This window comes from Flavobacterium sp. Root186, assembly GCF_001428525.1.
Taxonomy (GTDB): domain Bacteria; phylum Bacteroidota; class Bacteroidia; order Flavobacteriales; family Flavobacteriaceae; genus Flavobacterium.
Window position 1 is genome coordinate 517,673 of record NZ_LMHW01000001.1, and the last position, 20,266, is coordinate 537,938.

Genomic DNA, 20,266 nt, shown 5'->3' on the forward strand with positions numbered 1-20,266 from the left:
AACCCGACAGGTTTTAAAACCTGTCGGGTTTAAGAACTATATTGCTGAATTAACAATTAACAACTAATAATTTATAATTTACTAATATAACTTCCGTACATATCTTTAAATTGATGTCCTTGTGCAAAACGATCTTTACTTAGTTTTTTATATTCTACTAAAGCCCACAATACAAACTCTTTTACAAAATATTGATCTTTTTTATCCAATTGCGGCTGGTATTTTTTCAATAAAACATCCAAAGGTGTAACTTCGTCTAAAATAGCCTGATATTCAGCATCAGAAGCGTCGTCTAATAATTCGAAACCGCTTTCTGCAAAAAACCATTCTATCAAATCAGAATAAGGCGTTTTTTCTCCCGGTTTTTCTAATTTTTCGATTTTAGGAAACAGCGTTGGAAACAAAGTTCGAATTGCCATACCAATTAAATGCTGCGCTACAAAAGCCGCTCCCTCCTGCTCTCCTTCATAAACCAATTCTACTTTTCCTGTTATCGCCGGAATAATTCCGATAAAATCAGATAAACGAAGATTTGTTTTATCAACTCCAGCTTTTAAAGCACGGCGTTCTGCTGTACTAATTAAGTTTTCAAAAGCGGTAATACTCATTCTGGCACTTACACCGCTTTTATTATCGATGTATTCGCTTTCACGGGCTTCAAAACTAATTTGTTCTAAAATATCTCTGGCTAAATTCGGAACATAAACTATGTCGCTTTGGTTTTCATCCAGTTTTGCTTCCTGTTCTGTAATTGTTCTTGCAATGGTTACATTTTCAGGATAATGTGTTAAAATTTGAGAACCAATTCTATCTTTTAGAGGCGTTACAATACTTCCTCTGTTTGTATAATCTTCCGGATTTGCTGTAAAAATAAACTGCATATCGAGAGGCATTCTCAATTTAAATCCACGAATTTGAATATCACCTTCCTGCAGAATATTAAACAATGCCACCTGAATTCTGGCTTGTAAATCTGGCAATTCATTTATCACAAAAATACTGCGGTTTGCTCTCGGAATCATTCCAAAATGAATTACGCGATCATCTGCATAAGATAATTTTAAATTTGCAGCTTTAATTGGGTCAACATCTCCAATTAAATCGGCTACAGTTACATCCGGTGTTGCTAATTTTTCGAAGAAACGCTCGTTTCTGTGTAACCAGGAAATTGGGGTTTCATCCCCTTTTCCTTCAATTAAATCTTTAGCAAAACGTGAAATCGGATTTAACGGATCGTCATTGATTTCTGAACCCGTTACAAACGGAATATATTCATCTAACAATTCGACCATTTTACGGGCCAAACGTGTTTTTGCCTGTCCGCGAAGTCCTAATAAATTGATATTATGACGTGAAAGAATCGCGCGTTCCAATTCTGGAATTACGGTATTTTCGAATCCGTGAACACCTTCAAAAACCGGTTTTCCCGATTTTATTTTCTCACGAAGGTTATTTCGCAATTCGTCCTTTATACTTGTGCTTTTATATCCTGCAGCTTTTAACTGTCCTAATGTTTTTATATTATTAATTTCCATTTTTATTGAAATATCGATTTTGTTTATTGTTTTTTTAACGACAAATATTGTGTCATACTTTGTGTAGATGCACTGCTGTGCGTCTCTACGATATACGTTGTCTTAAAAACGCTTCGACTCCGCTCAGCGTGACAACCGAAACCTTTGTTCCTCTGAACCTTTGTTCCTCTGAACCTTTGCAACTTTGAACCTAATCAACGCACCCTCTTCTTCCTATTCGTTTCATAATCTTCAAAAATCATTTCGCCCAGACCTTTTAACCCTGTATAAAATGCTTTTCCCTGATTGGCTTCTGTAAAATGATTTACAAAACGCTGCAAATACGGATCATTTGCAATCATAAAAGTCGTAATCGGAATGTGTAATTTTCTTGCCTGCTGTGCCTGTGTATAACATTTGTCCACAATATATTCGTCGAGACCGTTGCTGTTCATATAATACGAACCATCGCGTTCGCGCACGCAGCTTGGTTTCCCGTCCGTGATCATGAAAATCTGCTTGTTGGTATTTCTTTTTCGTCGTAAAATATCCATCGCCAATTGCAATCCGGCAACTGTGTTTGTATGATAAGGACCAACTTGCAAATACGGTAAGTCTTTAATTGGAATTGTCCAGGCATCATTTCCAAAAACCAAAATATCAAGTGTGTCTTTTGGATAACGGGTTGTAATTAATTCGGCCAAAGCCATCGCTACTTTTTTAGCAGGCGTGATTCGGTCTTCACCATACAAAATCATACTGTGACTTATGTCGATCATCAAAACGGTACTCATTTGTGCTTTGTACTGCGTTTCTTCGACAACCAAATCATTTTCGGTCAGCATGAAACTTTCAACGCCATTATTAATTTGAGCATTTCGCAGACTTTCGGTCAATGAAATACGTTCTAAACCATCGCCAAAATTAAATTCACGAAATTCTCCTGTATGTTCATCGCCATTTCCGGCATGTTTTGTTTTGTGATTTCCGTTTCCGGAACGTTTCAGATTTCCGAAAATCTGATCTAAAGCCTGCTGACGAATCGCGCGTTCTGTTTTAGCAGTGATTCCAAAACCATCTGTTCCGTCTTCTTTGACTTCGTCTTTTATGTAACCTTTCTTTTTTAAATCTTCGATAAAATCATCGATTGTGTAGTTCTCATCTGTCAGTTTATATTCTATATCTAACTCCCGAAGCCAGTTTATTGCTTCGTCAAAATCGCCTGAAGTATGGGTGATTAGCTCTTTAAAAATACCAAAAAGTTTTTCAAACGGAGACTGAAACGGGGCTTCGTACGACTTAAAATAAAAACCTTTTTTAAATTCGTTTTTCATAATTCTAAAATTAAGCCTTTTTGGAATTATGAAAATAGAAACGTTTATTAATTTTTAGTTAAAATATTTAACCAAAATCTACAGCTAACAGCGTTAGATGTAATAATTATTCAACCTTTCCATCAACATAAAACCAGGCATTATTTTCAAATTTAAAGGTTGAAAACTCATAATGAGTCTGTGGCTTATTATTGGAGTCTAAAAAATAAGCTTTAAACTCAACTGTATTTTCTGTGTAACTGAGAATTTCTAATTTCTGCCATTTATTTGCCGTCGCCCATTTTAAAATTTCGGCTTTCGAATAATATTTTCTTTCAGAAATATAAGTTGTTTCTAAAAGATATTCAGCATTATGAGTCGCATAAGCCGAATATCTGGAACGCATTAAAGATAAAGCTGTTGGTGCTTTTTGATTGTTTTCGAGATACAATCCGCAGCAATTTTCAAATTGTAACCCTGTATCGCAATGGCATTTATGCGTCGCCATCTACTTCTTCTTCTCCGTTAATTTTTACATGCAGCTGGTTTAATAAAACCTGATATCTGCTTATTTCTCTCAGTTCTTCATCTTCTTCAGCAAAATCTAACATTTCGTCTAAGACATCACTTACTTCTAAAAGTTTATTATTAGCTTCTCTATCATTTTTTACAGCAATGAAATCAATGATTTCCTGTACACTTGCTTTTAAAGTTTCAAATTTTGCATTCATATATATGTTTGTTTTTTTTGTTTCAGGTTTCAAGTTGCAGCAGAATCTGAAACTTGACACTTAAAACTATATTTATTCCTCTGTTTTACTCTCATTAAATTTCTTCACAATTTCTTTGAGTTTTTCTTTGCGGGAAACTTCGGCTTGTTTTTTCTTCGCCTGAGCTTTGTGCAATTTGTCATTGTGAGTTTTGATGTTTCGTTCGTTATTGCGTCCCATTATATTTCTCTTTTAATTTCTTCTAAACTTCTTTCAGTAAAAATCAATTCGTTGATAATCTGCATTCTTAGATCGGCTATATCCTCATGATCAAAATATTTTGCCCACGAAGTTAATTGCTGCAGATTTCTAATTTGTTTTAAACGTTTTGTAGTTTCAAAACTTGTTCTCAAAATCGCTTTTCCGTCGTAATTCGGATTTTTTTTATGCTGATAATTTGCCAGATTCTTTTCGAAATCTGCTTCTATATAATATAGTTTCTCTTCTGCATTATCTGGATAAAATTCTTCCCAGGATGCAAAACCAATTTTTGTTTTCGATTCTGTTTCCGGTTCACGGGCAGTTAAACGCCATTTACTATTTGCCAGTCTTCCCCAATGATTGGAAACACGATACATTCCGGCTTCAGTATAATAATAAGAACTTCCTGCCTTGCTTTCAAACTGTTTTTTTAAACCTTCTATTTCATTTGGAAGCACTTCATTAAAAACACAAAAGGTATTTTTAAAAGAATTTGGATCTGGCTTAAAATTTTTCTGCATCTGCAAATATACTCAGATTGTCGCGAACTCCCTAAAACAAACCTAAATTGATTAACTTTGCGACTTCAATTTTAAAATAAAAAACTATGTCTAAAGATTCACAAGAAAAAATGCCTCAAAAAGGAGTTTATACTGGCATTATCGAAAAAGATGAAAACAACAATTATTTCTGTGGTGAATATCTTTTAGATTATAAAATCGCTCATACTAACTTTAATATTGGAGACTGGGTTACGATTAAGTCTGTAATTGAGAATCCAAGTGATATTAGCTACGATAAATATCCAAAGAAATCTAAAAACTTTGACAAGGCAAATCATAAGCCGGAATAAGTTTTTTGTTTCAGGTTTCTTTTGTTTCAAGTTTCATGTTGAAATGAGGGGGATTAACAGCAAAGCACGCTAAGATTTTTTCATCAAAAACTGAGCTTATAAAGTTAGCAAAGCTTTATCCATACAAAAGCTTTGCGAACTTTGCATTTTTATAAAAATCATACATATAAAAAATCCTTGCGCACTTTGCGGTAAATTAATTTTATAATTAAGGATTTCATAAAACAACTTTCCTGAATATTTTTTCGATCAAAACTGAAAAGTTAAAAAAAAGTGTACCTTTGCAAAAAATTTGTCGATTTGAACTAATTAATATCGATTTCAAACTAATAGACAAGTAGTTACCTTTTATTTATGAAAAAAATAGTTGAATACCGCAAGTTACTAAATGTAGAAAAAACTGCAGAGTTAAAAGATTTAAAAACAATTTATCGTAATGCGATGAAAGAATCTCATCCTGATAAATTTGTAGGAGACGACGCTGGTTTAAAAGACGCAGAAGAAAAAAGCAAAACAATCATTGAAGCTTACCACTTTTTAGTAAGTATTCACCCTGATACTATTAAACTTAACTTACCTGAATATACAGAAACAATTTCAACTTGCACTATTACAGATTACAAATTTGTAGAAGGTCGTTTGATTATTGATTTTTCTAACGGAAGTGTTTACGAATACATTAGTGTTCCGAAAGCAACTTACGTAAAAATGGTAAATGCTGATTCTCCTGGAAGATTTGCAAAAAGACACATTTTGAACTCTTTTACTTGGAGAAAGAAAACAAATCAAGAATAAATTTATTCGAAAATAATTTAAAAAGCACTCTTCTTACAGAGTGCTTTTTTTATGGCTTACTATTAAAAAAATTCTATATTAGCATTCAAAACAATAAATAAATAAGAGTTTTAAATCAAATTAACGCTTCAAAACACTTGATTACAGGACATTTAGACATAAAAAAACTATAACAAAATTTTAGGTTACAAAATTCTATATGTTTTATAATTTTAGATACTTTTGTTGCACAAATCAATTAACTAATTAATTTTTTATAATGAAAAAAATACTTTTTTTACTTACAGCTTCTGCAGCTATCATTTCATGCAGTAAAGTTAAAGACGGAGAATACCTAATTACTGGTACTGCAAAAGGAATCGAAAACGGAAAAACTATCATTCTTCAGGGTCAAGATCCAGCTACAAGAATGACAATTGCGTTAGATACTGTAAAAGTTGAAAATGGAAAATTTGAAATTAAAGGAAAAGTTAAAGAACCAGCTTTTCATACATTAATACTTCAAGGTGCTAACGGGCCAATCCCATTTATCTTAGAAACTGGAGAAATCAATATCGAAATCGACAAAGACAGCATCCATAAATCTAAAATTTCTGGAACTTACAATAATGACGAGTATGTAAAATTCAATGATGATCTTACAAAAACTCAAAAAAACTTAATTGATTTTCAGAAAAAGAATACTCAAAAAATGCAGCAAGCTCAACAAGCTCAAGATACAGCAACTATCAACAGCTTGATGAAACAATACATGGAAATCCAAACAGAAGTACAAGCTAGTACTAAAAAGAAATATTTAGCTTACGCTGAAGGACATCCAAAATCTTATATTTCTGCATTGATTATTCAAAGTATGATTAATGATCCAAGCAACGATATCAAAAAAACAGAGAGTTTATACAACGCTTTAGACGAATCTGTAAAAAACACAACTCCTGGTAAAGAAATCAAAACCAGACTAGGTCAAGCTAAATTGCCTGCGGTTGGTGCATCAGCTCCTCCAGTTGGCAGCGCTAAATGAAGAGCAGACTTTTCTGCGCCAAATCCACAGGGAAAAGTAGTTTCGCTTAAAGAAAGTTTAGGTAAAGTAACTATCGTTGATTTCTGGGCTTCATGGTGTGGACCATGCAGAAAAGAAAATCCAAACGTTGTAGCTATTTACAAAGAATTACATTCAAAAGGATTAAATATTGTTGGGGTTTCTTTAGACAAAGATGCTGAACACTGGAAAGAAGCTATCGCAGCAGATGGTTTAACATGGACACATGTTTCTAACCTTAAATTCTGGGATGAACCAATTGCGAAACAATATAATGTTGAATCTATTCCTGCAACTTTTATTCTTGATGCATCAGGAAAAGTGGTTGCTCAAGACTTAAGAGGTCCGGAATTGAAAGCAAAAATCGTAGAATTATTAGCGAAATAATCCTACTTTTGAAATAAAGTCAAAAAATCTCCCTTGTGGAGATTTTTTTATTTTATTCAATTCCAATGAATTAAAAAATAACTTTAAAATAACTTTAAATTAAGTTCTTTTTTTGTTTGCAAATCTAGAAAACGTTGCTATCTTTGCCACCGCTTAGAACAACAAAGCACAACAAATTGAGATCGGGGAGATACTCAAGCGGCCAACGAGGGCAGACTGTAAATCTGCTGTGTGAACTTCGCAGGTTCGAATCCTGCTCTCCCCACGGAAAGGCCTAAAAGGCGGAAAACTTAAAGTTTTCATTCTTTTTAAAAAGCCACAAAAAATGTCTGAAGACCTGCAAATTCAAGGATTTGCAGGTTTTTTTTATTTTAGGCCTGTTTTCAATATTTATAAATCCTCACAAAATTAAAGGTGCAGAATCGGTGCACTTTTCGGCTGGAATACCTCTCGTAAATGCACCAAAAAGTTAAGGCAGTGCAGGTATTTTTAAACTGAAAAAACCAGTAAATCCAACCTACAGCATTTAGAAATTTAGCAGCTAATTATCCAATCAGAATGTGAAATTTTATTTCTAATTCTATAGCCTAAAAATTATTCTCTTTACCTTTAAGAGCATGGAAACAGTTAGAAAAAAATACAGCTTAGAATTTAAAATATCATCTGTCGATATGAGTATAAAATGCGGAAGCGTCATTGACGTTGCCCAAGAACTTGGAATTAGCGAAAACACTCTCTCACATTGGAAAAAACTGCATAAGGATGGAAAACTTATTTCTTCGAAATTAATCGCTTCAGATATCACCAAAGAAGATTTATTGAAATTGAGGAAAGAAATTAAAAATATAAAACTGGAACGCGATATTCTAAAAAAGGAGCTAAACATCTTCTCCAGGAACGGCAGGTAAGATATCAATTTATTAAAGATAATGCTCAGATATTCCCTACCTGGAAGATGTGCGAGATTTTCGAAATAAACAGAAGCAGTTTTTACCGTTGGAACAAATCGCAGCCTAACAGCAAAAGAGATCGCAGGGCTTTTATTTTTTCTGAAATTTCAAGAATCTTTAATTGGAGTCAAGGCAGATACGGCGGCACAAGAATTACAAAGGAATTACACTCAATTGGCATTAAAATCTCTCGAGGGTATGTAGGAAGGTTGCTGCAGAGATTACATTTACAAAAAGTATCAAAATTAAAATTCAAAAAAACTACAAATTCATTTCATAAATATCCCGTAGTGGATAATTTATTAAACCAGGATTTTAAAGTTAAGAAAGAAAACGAAGTTTGGGTATCTGACATTACTTACGTCAGAACTGGACAAGGCTGGCTATATCTTACAATAGTAATTGATTTATTTGACCGCAAAGTGATAGGCTGGTCAGCAAGCGAAACTATGAAAGCAATCGACACTTCTATTGCCGCTTATAAAAAAAGTGTATTACACCGTCCTTTAACCAGCAGCCAAAAATTGATATTTCATTCTGACAGAGGAATTCAATACGCATGTAAGGATTTTGTTTATATAATTACAAAAAACTCCCAAATATCAAGAAGCATGAGTAGAAAAGGTAACTGTTATGATAACGCAGTAGCTGAAAGCTTTTTTAAGACGTTGAAAACAGAATTGATTTCAAAAAATAATTACACAAGCCGACGAAAAGCAAAAACCTCAATTTCGGAATACATTGAAAATTTCTATAATACTGAAAGAAGGCACTCTGCCTTAGGGAATTTTACAATAACCGAATACCATAATTTAAAGTCGAAATAGGAAAAAACCTTTTTTCTCCAATTTTAAAATTAATGTCAAAAACTAAAGATTTAAACACTAAAAAAACGATAAAGCGTAGTCTTTTTTATGGCAGAATCGTGGCACAGGGTATTTTTAAAAATAGAAATCCAACCAAAATTAAGGTCTGGCAAGTTTAGGTTCGAAACTTTTAGAGCTCGAATATGTGAAGACAAATAAAGGAAAAAAAGATCTATTAGGGTCAATGTCTTTCCTAACAAATATTTATTAATATATCAGGGATTTTAAGCAACCTAAAAAAAAAATCATTGTGCAAAAGGTCAAAAAAACTGAAAGTCTAATAAACCTCATTCCTTGTTATAATTCTCATCATTTAGGACTTTTTTCTCTATGCGCCTGTCGGGCATAAACCAGATAAAGGCAACAGCGGCATATAGTACGCAAGCCAGCACAGGCAGCCATAGTGCAGTTATTATTGCAATAACATATACTACAGTAGAAAGCTTTGCTTTCCAGTCCTTGCCCAAGGCCTGCGCCAATTCAGACTGTCTTCCACAATGGCGTGCTAAAATGTGGGCTAATAAGGTGTAAGATATTCCGCACATAAGAAGTATAAATCCATAGACCGCTACGGGTACCTGCCCGAAATGATTTGCTGCCATCCACTCGGTGCCAAAAGGAATGAGTGATAACCAGAAAAGCAGAAAGAGGTTTGCCCATAATGCTTTGCCGTTAACCGAGCTGACCAGATAGTGCATGTGATGATGGTTGTTCCAGTAAATACCGACATACACAAAACTCATTATGTAGCTCAGAAAAAATGGGGCAAGAGGGATCAGTGAGCTAAGGTCCTGACCGTGTTCGGGTACCTTAAGTTCCAGTACCATAATAGTTATAATGATGGCGATAACCCCATCGCTGAAGGCTTCCATACGTCCTTTTTTCATTGTGCAGAATTGTGTTTAATAATATAAATTAGGGATCAAAAAGTTCCTTCTTTGATAACCGGGCAGAACATCATCGTCTCTTATCAGTGCGAAGTTAAATTTCAGCGCATCCGGAGTAAATGAAAAAAAAACAGTTATCGATGTGATGTCACAAAATTCAATAAGAGTTCTATACTTGATTAAGGGGCTTGGAAAAATGGTGGCAGGCCAGATTGTAGCCTTTATTATGGTATAATCTGTGCGCTGTATGTAAGATGAAACCGCTGTCCAGATGAATACTTTTGAGTCCTTCTGCAGCGGCATAGCTTTCTACATAATCCAGCAGCATGCCGGCAAATCCCTGATTTCTTGAATCGGCAAATGTAAACAGGTCATCAATATAGATCGAAGGGCCGGTACGAAGCAGGTTGAGTATACGGTACCCTATAAAGGCGCCGGCTCTTGTGTTGTCCGCATTGGGTATAAAGACCAATTCATATCCTTCGTTGGTTATCATCTCGAAAACCTGATCAACTGCCGTTGCCGGATTTAAATTTCTTAGAAATTCAAGAATTGCATCTTTGCAAAATTCAATATCTTCTCTGGTGGTTGCTTTTTTACACTCCATAATACTCCTATTTTTAATCTTCCTTTAATTACGCAGTTTTTTTATATCATTATCGATACTCCACTGATAATGATCAAGGCCTGAAAGCACCAATGCTGCACCGGTAAAAACAAAAACCGGGTAATTGAACGGTGCGCCAATACTTACGAATATTGCCATACATAAGCCAAACGAAAGAGTTAGACCCGCTGCACCCAGCGATGCTTCTTTAATTCTGAAGCCTATGATGAGACACGTTCCAAAAACAAATTCCGCAATCGTTGCCAGTACACTCATAATATTGGCAATTGACCTGCTCGCAAAGGGAAGTATCGTATTGGTATAATCAACAAAATGCTTCCAGTCGCCCCAGGCAGCACCGGAACCAGGCGGTCCCATTAATCCTAACCTATCCATTACAGGTAATATAAAGCCGGCTCCTAAAGCAAGTCTTAAAATAAACTGGGCTATTCCAAAAGGGTTTTTCATATGTTTTATTTTTGGCCCAAATTTATATTTCATTTCGAAAATAAAAGGGATCCAATTGTCATATGCATTGGGGACCAGAAAATGAAGCTATTAAAAAAAGAAGATTACTCCGTGGCGATAAAACAAAACAACTTAAATAACACTATATGAACATCATACCACTTTATTAATGTACAATTCAAATTTTTAAACTTTCAAAAATTGGATCCTTTGTCATTTTAAATTTGGCCCATTAATGCATCCAAAATTAGATATAATTTTACACTGGTTTTAAATCATTTTACAACTATAAAATCCAAGAATTATGACTAATCCTGTTATCGAAACTATCTTGAGCCGCACTGCTGCCAAGTATTATGACCCCGCCGCCACCATGAGTGATGATGAAATCCGTGAATTGGTGCGAATTGGCACTACCGCACCGACATCTTTTCACCTGCAAAACTGGCGATTTATTGCCGTACGCACACCCGAAGCAAAGGCTCGACTGAAACCGATTGCCTGGAATCAGCCCGCCGTTGGTGATGCTGCTGTTACATTCATCATTTGTGGCCAGTTGGTCGAGACCAGTGTAATACCACAGCGCCTGGCGCCTTTAGTGGAAGCGGGTGTAATGCCTGCAGACATGGTTGCTGAATGGGAAATTCCGGCAAGAGATCTCTATATGGCCTATCCGCAACGAAGACGCGACGAGGCTATACGTACTGCTACCTTTGGCGCAGCAACGATAATCTATGCTGCCCGTTCATTAGGTCTGGGTTCAACGCCTATGATCGGCTTCGACGCCGATGCCGTTCACCGCGAATTCGGATTGTCCGCAGATGAAATACCTGTTATGTTATTATCAATAGGGACTGAACGTCCAGGAAACTGGGCTCAGAAGCCACGTCGTCCGATCACCGAGGTATTGGACTTTGTATAATTAATAAGTAAACAATTTAAATAAGCTACGATGCCTAGAACTAAACCTTTAACACCGGAACAAGTACCGGTTGATTCGAAACCTACTCTTGATACTCTAACGAAGAATATCGGGTTCACCCCAAATATGATGGCAGCCTTTGCCCAGAGCCCGATCGCATTTAACGCATGGGCTACCCTGTTCGGTTCCTTAAGTAAGGCGCTCGACGTGAAGACACGTGACAGTATCGGCCTTGCTGTCTCTGAGGTAAATGGATGCAACTATTGCCTGACAGTTCATAGTTATACTGCCCAGCATATGGCTAAGCTACCAGCTGATGAAATCATTCTTGCTCGTAAGGGCCGTGCAACTGACCCAAAGAGGGATGCTGTCGTGCAATTTGCACGTAAAGTCATCGAGACACGTGGACAGGTCAGTGATGCTGATCTTAAAGCCGTACGCGATGTAGGATACACTGATGCAAACATCATGGAGATTATCGCGCTGGTTACTATGTATTCGTTCACAAACTTCTTCAATAACGTGTTTGATCACGACATAGACTTTCCTGCAGTTACGCCGGCCGGTATGATTTAAGATCCAACGATGTATAAACATTTCTGGTTTCAAAAAACGATGGAAAACCACATCCGGCTGTATTGCAAATTGGATTTTCTAAATAATCATGAAAAAAGGTAAGTTTAACATACCAAAAAAGATCTTTTAAATCTATTAAATCAAGTCTAGTTCAAAAAACAAATCCATAATGTTCAGCTACTTAGCTTTATGCTAAGTAGTGGCATATGGGTAAAAAAGAAAAAATATTATGAAAGCAATTATTGTAACAAACGAGGCCGAAGGAACGGCCGGCATGAAGTTGGTGGAGCATCCGGAACCTACCCCTGCAATGAACGAAGTTATCGTTCAGGTTCATGCTTCGGGATTCACTTTCAATGAGCTTGAGTGGCCATCGACCTGGACTGACCGCTATGATGTCAGCCGAACACCGGCTATCCCCGGACACGAATTTTCCGGTGTAGTTACAGCCCTTGGCTATGGGACAACCGGGCTCTCAGTTGGACAGCGTGTATTCGGGCTTGCTGACTGGTATCGCAATGGCTCATTGGCGGAGTACATAGCTATCGAGGCTCGTAATCTCGCACCTCTCCCAGGTGATATCGACTTCACAGTTGGTGCTGCCCTGGTAATGCCGGGATTAACAGCATGGCAAGGGATATTTGACCATGGCAAGATTCAATCGGGACAAAGTGTAATCGTTCATGGTGCAGCAGGTGTAGTGGGCTCAATGGCAGTTCAGCTTGCGCGTGAGGCTGGCGCATACATCATCGGAACCGGGCGTGCGAACGGTCGTCAGACAGCACTCGATTTTGGTGCTCATGAATATATCGATCTCGATAATGAAAAATTAGAAGACGTTGGTAAGGTTGACCTTGTTTTTGACGTTCTGGGCGGAGATATTACTACAAGATCTGCCGGTATAATTCGCGCCGGAGGGACACTTGTTACTATCACGGGTCCAAGCGAGGCAAGACCAGTAGACGGCCGTACGATAGATTTTATTGTCGAGGCTAATCGTGGACAATTGACCGAGCTGGCTCAAAGAGTTCGTGACGGACGCCTTAAAACTAACGTTGGAAATGTTGCTACTCTTGAGAATGCTATTGCGGCTTTTGCTCCAAACGTAACACTCACAGGAAAAACGATCATTCGCCTGCGTTCTTAAAGACTTCAGGAACAGGATGGGGCTTGACAACCACAAGACGTTAATCCCAACAAAGCAAAACTCTTTTTAAAATACAAAATGTATTTTGACCACTACCTAGTATGACAAAATCATTTTACAAAAATGGATTTGCCTGATAATCATTTTAGAAAACTCATGAAACCATAGAGACAGGCAGTAACTTTCTCTATGGTTTAAAACTGGGACTGAATGAAAAGGATAAACTGTTGGTCTCATAAAATTGAAATTACTAATCACTAAAAGCCGGAAATAGAAATGGATATAAATCAAAAAGAGTACATAACTTCGGTTTTTCAAAGCCAAAAAAAGTTGTTTGCAGCAGGGAAAACCCAGCCTGTTAGTTTCAGAATTCAGCAGCTGGAGAATTTAAAAAAATCATTTATAGCGCATAATGATGCTATTTGCGAGGCGACATTCATAGATTTAGGAAAAAGCAGATCAGAAACAGAGTATGCTGAAATAAGATTAGTGTTAGAAGAACTTGATTACTGTATTGAAAATCTTGTAACCTGGACTAAACCTGTGCAAATGCCGTTAAGCTTTACTGAATCAGGTAGTGAAATTGTAAGTAAGGTAACCTTTCAGCCTTATGGGGTAAGCTATATCATTGGCCCGTTCAACTATCCTATTCAATTGACATTTAGCCCTTTATTAGGGGCTATAATAGGTGGGAATACAGCCATCATCAAACCCTCGGAGAACACACCGACTGTTGCCGGAGTTATTGAAAAAATAGTGAATGATGCATTTTCTTCTGACTATGTAGCGGTAATACAAGGGGCAATCGAAGAAAATACGCTTTTGTTAAGCTTTAAATTTGACTATATATTCTTTACCGGAAGTCCTAATGTTGGAAAGATCGTTATGAAGGCTGCCGCCGATAATCTAATCCCGGTGACGTTGGAACTGGGGGGAAAATCACCAGCTATAGTGCATAAAGATGCAGACATCGACAAGGCAGTCGAAAGGATTTCAAGGGGAAAATGGATGAACTGCGGACAGACCTGTGTAGCCCCGGATTATATTTACATCCATGAATCAATAAAAGAAGAACTAATCCAAAGATTTAAGAGCTATATCGAGAAGACCTACGATGGTAATTCATTAGGTAAGATTGGCAAGATTGTTTCACAGCAACAGGTAAAGAATCTTGCAGGCTATCTGAATGCAGCGAAAGATAAAGTAATATACGGTGGCGGATATAATCTTGAAACCCGTGATTTTGAGGCTACCATAATGGATAATGTTAACTGGGAGGACGCGGTAATGCAGCAGGAGATATTTGGGCCAATTCTTCCATTTCTTACCTACTCTGACATTAATGTGGTGCTACAGGAGATCAATTTCCGACCTAAACCATTAGCATTATATGTCTTCTCAGAGGATAAAGATTTTGCCGATGATGTTCTAAACAGAACTACCAGTGGTGATGCTGAAATTAACAGCACTATAGCACATGTCGGCGTGCATTTTTTACCATTTGGTGGTGTAGGAACTTCAGGAATGGGTAAATATCATGGACAATATAGTTTCCATACCTTCAGCCACACAAGGTCGGTATTAGAGGTAAGATAATCTCTTTAGAACAATTTGTACATACAATTTCTAAAAACGGACTAATTGTATTTGTAATTATTCAAAAATCACTAGCCATTATGCCGCCTGGAATGAGTAAGAGCCCGTCGCCATATATCAATAGCTTCAGCCATTTCTTTTTCATTTAAAGAACAGAACCCTATTCTTACGAAGTCCTGCGGCATAGAGGCATTTGGTGAAAAAAAATAATTACTGCTATCACTGATGTGCAATCCCAGCTTTCCTGCATTCGCTGCAACTATTTTGCCGCTTGTGCCTTTTTCATATGCTGCCCAAATAGCCAGACCCCCGTTTGGCCGGTCAAATGTTAAATAGTCACCCAGTTGCTCGTCAAGCAGCCTGCAGGCATTCTCTAACCTGCCATGATAAATTTTATGGGATTTTTTGAGGTGTCTTGAAATTTCTCCTGTACTCAAAAGCTCGGCGGTTGCCTCTTCCATTAACCGTTCACCCTGGCGGTCTATTAATTTACGAATTGCGGCGGCTTCGTTAATCACCACTTCAGGAGCCACCATAAAACCAATCCGTATACCTGGCGCAATGCTTTTGCAAAATGAGCCCACATAAATAATGTGTCCCCCCGTATCAAGGCTCGCTAAAGGAAAAAGAGGGTCGCTTGTAAAATGATAATCAAAATCATAATCATCTTCAAGTAATGCAAATCCGTATTTAGAGGCAAGGTTCATCAGCCGCATTCTGCGTTCCGCACTCAGGGTAACAGTCGTGGGCCTGTGGTGATGCGGAATAATATAAATCATTCTGGGTACCTTCTTTTTACAAATCTGCTCAATCATGTCTACATCCATACCATCTTTATCTACCGGAATGAAAACAAGTTTAGCTCCCGCCATCTTAAAGGTTAGATTAGCGTCCCTATAACCCGGTTCGGGTACCAATACCGTATCCCCAAGGCGGACAAGAAGCTGTGCGCTTAGATAGATAGCCATCTGCGTCCCTTTGGTTATTAGTATTTCCTTTTCAGTGATTTGAAGTCCTCTGGTCCTGTTTAAAAATTTAGCGAGTTCGACCCGAAGACGATAAGAGCCCCGCTCATCACCATACATAAGAAATCGATTTGTTAAATAGCTCTTTCCAAATCTTCTGTATTCCCGTACTATTTCCTCAATGGGTGCTATTCTGGGATCAGGAAAACCATCATCAATTCTGTAAATCGGTGCCGGAATGCTGGAATTATCGACATTTATATTTGGATTTATTTTGTTTGGTTCGCCAGAACTTTGCTTAATAATCAGTGGATAACCAGGCTGCTGGCTTCTGATCAATTTTTCTTTGTTTTCTTTTACTTCTCGATCTGAAGTATCGGGCAAACTAGTTGAAACATAAACGCCACTTCTGTCCCTGGTTTCCACCCAGCCCTGCGCATTGAGTTCCTCATAAGTCGCTACCACTGTTTTACGATTAACCTTCAGACCATGAGCCAACTCCCTCGAAGAAGGAAGTGCCTGCCCAGGCTTCAGGATGCCGCGACAAATCAACTGGATAATTTCCGACTCTAATTGCTGATATAAAGGACGGTAATCTCCCTCCTTTTTAAATGAAATTTCTAGAATTTTCTGAATCATATCTGGACCCCCTTTATATATTGAATTTGGCCCGCTAAGGTACCCAAATTAAATCATAATTTTATTCTTTTATAGTCCAAAAAATTTAGAACAGAAAATAAACTGGTATGCCAGGAACTATTGTTCTAAAGCCGGAACTCGATCCTGAGGATTCGAAATCCACCTCCATATGGGCACTAAAAGTACTGAACATTTCTAAGGTGGCCTTTTTAAATATAGGCAAAGCAAGATATAAGAGATTCGAGATAATGAGTATAAATTCAGTAAACCAGGGAATACTAAAAACAGACAGCCCTGCCGACAACATGGAAGGTAATCAGTCCAGGTTTTACCCGTTTTGTATGAACACGCATATAAATCAGAGAGTGCACCTTCAGCTAAAATCTGAATCACTTTATAATATTAGTTTTAGCATCAGTGAAGATACTTCAATATCAAATTCAGTATTAAGTTTTTCTTGTACAATTCAGCAGCCGACAAATTTTGAAAACTTTAAAGGTTATGAAATATATTTCACAAAAGACCTTCTTAACAATGAATCCGTAAACTTGGCTGAAAAATTGAAACTGTTCAACTCGCTACAGCCAGTGCTGTTTCCCATTAATCACAATCAGGCATGGCGTATAAAGGAAATTTTTGAAAATATGCTGATTGAAAGTAACAAAACAGATTTATACCAAAATGAAATGATGAAAACACTTATACATCTACTCATTCTTTTCGCTCTTCGTATGGCAAATGAAAATAGTAAATCGAAATAATCCCTTTATCAGTACAGGCGTATTATCTTTACTCTAGAAATAACTAAAGTGCATATAACTTTAAAATAAAAAAGATACATTCAAAGACAATAGTCAAACTTAAAATGGATAAATTACTTTCAGAAATTCGGAATTGTAGTGTTTGCAAAGATTTTTTGCCCAATATTCCCAGACCAATTATTCAAGCGAGCAGTGTTTCAAAAATTGTAATAATTGGGCAGGCTCCAGGTCAAAAAGTTCAAAATAGTGGTATTCCTTGGGACGATGCCAGCGGCAATAATTTAAGAGAATGGTTAGGAGTTGATAAAGAAACATTTTATAATGATAAGATTTTTGCGCTCATACCAATGGGCTTTTGTTTTCCCGGCAATGGAAAATCAGGTGACCTGCCGCCAAGACCTGAATGTGCACCCTTATGGCACCAACAGGTTCTAGAATCAATGCCAGAGATAAAACTGACCCTATTGATTGGACAACATGCCCAGAAATACTACCTGAAAAACAACGTTAAGGCTAGCTTAACGGAAACAGTAAAAAACTACCAGGAATATTTAGCCAATTATATCCCTTTACCTCATCCATCGCCTCGGAACAATATTTGGCAAAAGAAAAACACATGGTTTAAGGAAAATCTTATTCAGGTCTTACAGGAAAAAGTAGTATCAGTCATAGATTGTAACCCGTTAAGTACTACAGACAGCATTATTTGAGTTTTCTAAATTAAACCTTATACTTATCTTTGTAGATAAACGCTGAAATTTATTATATATAACCTCTAAGAATACCAGCGTAAACAACTGCAAAAAATGATGCAGTCTAAAATGAATTATGTTTATTCTTGAAAAGAAAATAAAAAATATTAATAAGGATATGGAAAACAGAATTTTCAAATACGAAATGACCATTAAGGAATTTCATCTTGATACATTTGGACACGTGAACAATGCTACATATCTTCAAATTTATGAAGAAGCCCGATGGGAGTTTATTACCCAGAACGGTTATGGTTTGGATACAATAAAAGAAACAGGGCTTGGTCCTGTAATTCTGGAGATAAATCTAAGATTTATTAAAGAATTACACCTGCGTAAAAAAATAACCATTCATTCTCAAACAGGGGAATATAATTCAAGAATTGGTACTATCAAACAATGGATTACCGACAGTGAAGGAAAAATATGCTCAGATACAGAAATGAAGATCGGATTATTTGACACCCACGAGCGAAAACTGGTTAAGCCTACAAAAGAATGGCTTGACGCAATAAAGTAATTTTTTTCCTGCATTCCGAAATCTTAAAACTGCCATCCTTGAGAAGAATAAATAGAAAATCGACACATTTTATTTCATAATATAATAAACTTGAAATAAGTTACTTATAATCTAAGTCGTTAACGTTTTGGCTTTTGTGATTAAATCGTTATAACTATTTCGAGTTACTACCTTTTTAATTATAAAAGTTAAGGCTGTTAATTTTAACTGTAGAATACAGTTTGTATATCATTCAAAAATAATTGTTGCATCATCTTTTCCCATTATTACCTTAGTGGCCAACCCTATAAAAATTCCATGTGCAACAAGTCCTTCAATCTCGTTTAATTTTTTAGACAAATCAAGAGGATTCGAAATTAAACCAAAATCAGCATCTATAATATAATTGCCTTGATCAGTAATAAATGGGATATCTTTACTTCTTCTGATTTCACCCAAACCATCAATGAGTACAATTCTTGCAAGCACATAATTGGAAGCGAATGGAATTACTTCAATTGGTATTTTGAATTTTCCAATCAAATCTACTTTTTTTGATGAATCTACTATTATAATTTCCTGCTTTGTCAGTGAAGCAACGATTTTTTCTTTTAATAAGGCACCGCCACCACCTTTAATAAGAACCAAATCAGAGTTAAATTCATCAGCACCATCAATTGTAATATCAATTGAATTTACCGTATTAATATCTACTAGTGGAGTGTCCAAAGATTTTGCATATGCCTTGGTTTCATTAGAAGTTGCAATTGCTTTTATTTTCAACCCATTTCTAACAAGCTCACCGATTTCCTTAATTACATAGAAACTTGTTGAACCAATACCAAGTCCTACAATTATATCATCTTTAAGTAATTTAATTGCTGCTTTTGCCGCTAGCATCTTTTCATTTTCTAAATTATTTATCATTTTGTAATGTCTATAAAAGAAGAGCTTAAATAAAGTCTTAAATGTACTGAATTTTATTTACAATTTTTAAGAGTCTATATACCATCGCACTCACAAAAACATCGTTAGGATAAGTTCGCTTACTGTTGCATGAGTATGTAAAGCAAGGAGGTATAAGGCTGTTTACTGATATAGTTCTCCATGATTCATTACAATGATTTTGGTACTACAGAATTTGAGCCGCTTTTTGGGGTCCTAGCAGATCTAAATGAAATACTATAATAAAAAAGCTAATTTTGATTTTGTCTATTTCTATCATCCTCTTGGAGTGGATACCTTTTTTGCCATACAAAGTTAAGGCGGTTTTCTAAAAATATTTTACCCGTTGAAGTTTCGTGGCAGAATCGTGGCACGCCAATATTGTAAAAATAAAAAACGAGTTATGATAGCTCATCCAACTGTTATGTTCGAATCTGCAGCTGAACATCAACACATTTAAAGCAATTATTTATAAACATCCAATTTGGGAAGTGCACTGAAATGAACACATCCATTTTTTGAGAAATGTGCTACAGGCAGCCATTAGAGGGCTTAAATCACAGGTTTAGAACCTATAAGATATGACCTAGTAGACTCCACATGATAAGAGAAAAATGCTTTAAAAATTATCACTTCAAGTTTTGTGGAATTTATCTTGGCTTTCACAACTGTTTATTCCCTCCAAATTATCATCATATACATTAATTGCCTTGAAGGACCGTTGTACATACAACTCTTTTTTCTCTTCAACCTCTGTATAAGATGTTGTCTTTATTTAGAGAACTTAAAAAATTATATACATTTTCAGATTTTG

At 36.3% G+C, this 20,266-nt stretch carries 23 protein-coding genes, 1 tRNA gene and 2 pseudogenes; 15 read left to right on the forward strand and 11 right to left on the reverse strand.

Features of this window, described 5'->3' with window-relative positions; translation table 11 throughout:
- Positions 1-71 precede the first annotated feature (71 nt).
- From ASD98_RS01885 to ASD98_RS01905, 6 genes are all read right to left on the reverse strand, one after another.
- The gene (locus ASD98_RS01885) at positions 72-1,535 is read right to left on the reverse strand and encodes an AAA family ATPase (protein ID WP_056199354.1); all 1,464 of its coding nucleotides are present in this window, start codon (positions 1,533-1,535) and stop codon (positions 72-74) included.
- A 194-nt stretch (positions 1,536-1,729) separates the two neighbouring features.
- Positions 1,730-2,848: a VWA domain-containing protein gene (locus ASD98_RS01890; RefSeq protein WP_056199357.1), complete on the reverse strand. Its 1,119-nt coding sequence runs from the start codon at positions 2,846-2,848 to the stop codon at positions 1,730-1,732.
- A 106-nt stretch (positions 2,849-2,954) separates the two neighbouring features.
- Complete coding sequence (locus ASD98_RS01895; RefSeq protein ID WP_056199359.1) at positions 2,955-3,335, reverse strand: YchJ family protein; 381 nt, start codon at positions 3,333-3,335, stop codon at positions 2,955-2,957.
- Complete coding sequence (locus tag ASD98_RS01900; RefSeq protein WP_056199653.1) at positions 3,322-3,558, reverse strand: hypothetical protein; 237 nt, start codon at positions 3,556-3,558, stop codon at positions 3,322-3,324. The genes ASD98_RS01895 and ASD98_RS01900 overlap by 14 nt, the downstream gene beginning before the upstream one ends.
- Before the next feature lie 72 nt (positions 3,559-3,630).
- The gene (locus ASD98_RS24080) at positions 3,631-3,777 is read right to left on the reverse strand and encodes a hypothetical protein (protein WP_199866260.1); all 147 of its coding nucleotides are present in this window, start codon (positions 3,775-3,777) and stop codon (positions 3,631-3,633) included.
- Positions 3,777-4,319 carry a hypothetical protein gene (locus ASD98_RS01905; RefSeq protein ID WP_056199362.1) on the reverse strand — a complete coding sequence of 181 codons (543 nt, stop codon included), beginning with the start codon at positions 4,317-4,319 and terminating at the stop codon, positions 3,777-3,779. Before ASD98_RS01905 ends, ASD98_RS24080 begins: the two co-directional genes overlap by 1 nt.
- A gap of 86 nt (positions 4,320-4,405) precedes the next feature.
- Here ASD98_RS01905 and ASD98_RS01910 point away from each other — a divergent pair, with 86 nt between their 5' ends.
- The 7 genes and pseudogenes from ASD98_RS01910 (at position 4,406) to ASD98_RS01935 (ending at position 8,649) form a co-directional block, all read left to right on the forward strand.
- The gene (locus ASD98_RS01910; RefSeq protein ID WP_053474415.1) at positions 4,406-4,651 is read left to right on the forward strand and encodes a hypothetical protein; all 246 of its coding nucleotides are present in this window, start codon (positions 4,406-4,408) and stop codon (positions 4,649-4,651) included.
- A gap of 354 nt (positions 4,652-5,005) precedes the next feature.
- The gene (locus tag ASD98_RS01915) at positions 5,006-5,446 is read left to right on the forward strand and encodes a KTSC domain-containing protein (protein ID WP_056199365.1); all 441 of its coding nucleotides are present in this window, start codon (positions 5,006-5,008) and stop codon (positions 5,444-5,446) included.
- 259 nt (positions 5,447-5,705) lie between these two features.
- Positions 5,706-6,467, forward strand: coding sequence for a DUF4369 domain-containing protein (locus ASD98_RS01920; RefSeq protein WP_053474413.1), 762 nt, complete (start codon positions 5,706-5,708; stop codon positions 6,465-6,467).
- A gap of 18 nt (positions 6,468-6,485) precedes the next feature.
- Positions 6,486-6,872, forward strand: a pseudogene (locus ASD98_RS24525) (peroxiredoxin family protein); the annotation flags it as partial.
- Between the two features lie 184 nt (positions 6,873-7,056).
- Positions 7,057-7,137 (forward strand) — tRNA-Tyr (locus ASD98_RS01925).
- 352 nt (positions 7,138-7,489) lie between these two features.
- Entirely contained in the window at positions 7,490-7,780 is a 291-nt protein-coding gene (locus ASD98_RS01930; protein WP_056199368.1) for a transposase, read from the forward strand.
- A gap of 11 nt (positions 7,781-7,791) precedes the next feature.
- The gene (locus tag ASD98_RS01935) at positions 7,792-8,649 is read left to right on the forward strand and encodes an IS3 family transposase (protein ID WP_242412062.1); all 858 of its coding nucleotides are present in this window, start codon (positions 7,792-7,794) and stop codon (positions 8,647-8,649) included.
- A 326-nt stretch (positions 8,650-8,975) separates the two neighbouring features.
- Here ASD98_RS01935 and ASD98_RS01940 read toward each other — a convergent pair whose 3' ends face one another.
- From ASD98_RS01940 to ASD98_RS01950, 3 genes are all read right to left on the reverse strand, one after another.
- Positions 8,976-9,575, reverse strand: coding sequence for a TMEM175 family protein (locus ASD98_RS01940; protein ID WP_056199374.1), 600 nt, complete (start codon positions 9,573-9,575; stop codon positions 8,976-8,978).
- Positions 9,576-9,744: 169 nt separating this feature from the next.
- Complete coding sequence (locus ASD98_RS01945) at positions 9,745-10,182, reverse strand: N-acetyltransferase (RefSeq protein WP_056199376.1); 438 nt, start codon at positions 10,180-10,182, stop codon at positions 9,745-9,747.
- 24 nt (positions 10,183-10,206) lie between these two features.
- Complete coding sequence (locus tag ASD98_RS01950; protein ID WP_128414765.1) at positions 10,207-10,650, reverse strand: DoxX family protein; 444 nt, start codon at positions 10,648-10,650, stop codon at positions 10,207-10,209.
- Positions 10,651-10,954: 304 nt separating this feature from the next.
- Between ASD98_RS01950 and ASD98_RS01955 the strand changes: the two genes are divergently transcribed.
- The 5 genes and pseudogenes from ASD98_RS01955 to mdlD all read left to right on the forward strand — a co-directional run bounded on the left by ASD98_RS01955 (position 10,955) and on the right by mdlD (position 14,891).
- The gene (locus tag ASD98_RS01955) at positions 10,955-11,572 is read left to right on the forward strand and encodes a nitroreductase family protein (RefSeq protein ID WP_056199382.1); all 618 of its coding nucleotides are present in this window, start codon (positions 10,955-10,957) and stop codon (positions 11,570-11,572) included.
- A gap of 30 nt (positions 11,573-11,602) precedes the next feature.
- Positions 11,603-12,148, forward strand: coding sequence for a carboxymuconolactone decarboxylase family protein (locus ASD98_RS01960; RefSeq protein WP_056199385.1), 546 nt, complete (start codon positions 11,603-11,605; stop codon positions 12,146-12,148).
- A gap of 310 nt (positions 12,149-12,458) precedes the next feature.
- A pseudogene (locus ASD98_RS24530) lies at positions 12,459-12,632 on the forward strand (alcohol dehydrogenase catalytic domain-containing protein); the annotation flags it as partial.
- A 225-nt stretch (positions 12,633-12,857) separates the two neighbouring features.
- Positions 12,858-13,295 carry a zinc-binding dehydrogenase gene (locus tag ASD98_RS24275; protein ID WP_242412055.1) on the forward strand — a complete coding sequence of 146 codons (438 nt, stop codon included), beginning with the start codon at positions 12,858-12,860 and terminating at the stop codon, positions 13,293-13,295.
- Between the two features lie 276 nt (positions 13,296-13,571).
- Entirely contained in the window at positions 13,572-14,891 is a 1,320-nt protein-coding gene (gene mdlD, locus ASD98_RS01970) for an NAD(P)-dependent benzaldehyde dehydrogenase MdlD (RefSeq protein WP_082577769.1), read from the forward strand.
- Between the two features lie 71 nt (positions 14,892-14,962).
- Here the strand turns inward: mdlD and ASD98_RS01975 are convergent, their stop codons facing one another.
- A complete protein-coding gene (locus tag ASD98_RS01975) occupies positions 14,963-16,495 on the reverse strand; it encodes a PLP-dependent aminotransferase family protein (RefSeq protein ID WP_056199391.1) in 1,533 nt (510 codons plus the stop codon).
- 107 nt (positions 16,496-16,602) lie between these two features.
- Between ASD98_RS01975 and ASD98_RS01980 the strand changes: the two genes are divergently transcribed.
- From ASD98_RS01980 to ASD98_RS01990, 3 genes are all read left to right on the forward strand, one after another.
- Positions 16,603-17,256, forward strand: coding sequence for a hypothetical protein (locus tag ASD98_RS01980; protein ID WP_056199393.1), 654 nt, complete (start codon positions 16,603-16,605; stop codon positions 17,254-17,256).
- A 104-nt stretch (positions 17,257-17,360) separates the two neighbouring features.
- Positions 17,361-17,966, forward strand: a complete 606-nt coding sequence (locus ASD98_RS01985) for a uracil-DNA glycosylase family protein (RefSeq protein WP_056199396.1) — start codon at positions 17,361-17,363, stop codon at positions 17,964-17,966.
- Between the two features lie 160 nt (positions 17,967-18,126).
- Positions 18,127-18,528, forward strand: a complete 402-nt coding sequence (locus ASD98_RS01990) for a thioesterase family protein (RefSeq protein WP_082577777.1) — start codon at positions 18,127-18,129, stop codon at positions 18,526-18,528.
- 228 nt (positions 18,529-18,756) lie between these two features.
- On the opposite strand, the gene rpiA is transcribed toward ASD98_RS01990, so the two are convergent.
- A complete protein-coding gene (gene rpiA / locus ASD98_RS01995; RefSeq protein WP_199866261.1) occupies positions 18,757-19,434 on the reverse strand; it encodes a ribose-5-phosphate isomerase RpiA in 678 nt (225 codons plus the stop codon).
- Between the last annotated feature and the right edge of the window lie 832 nt (positions 19,435-20,266).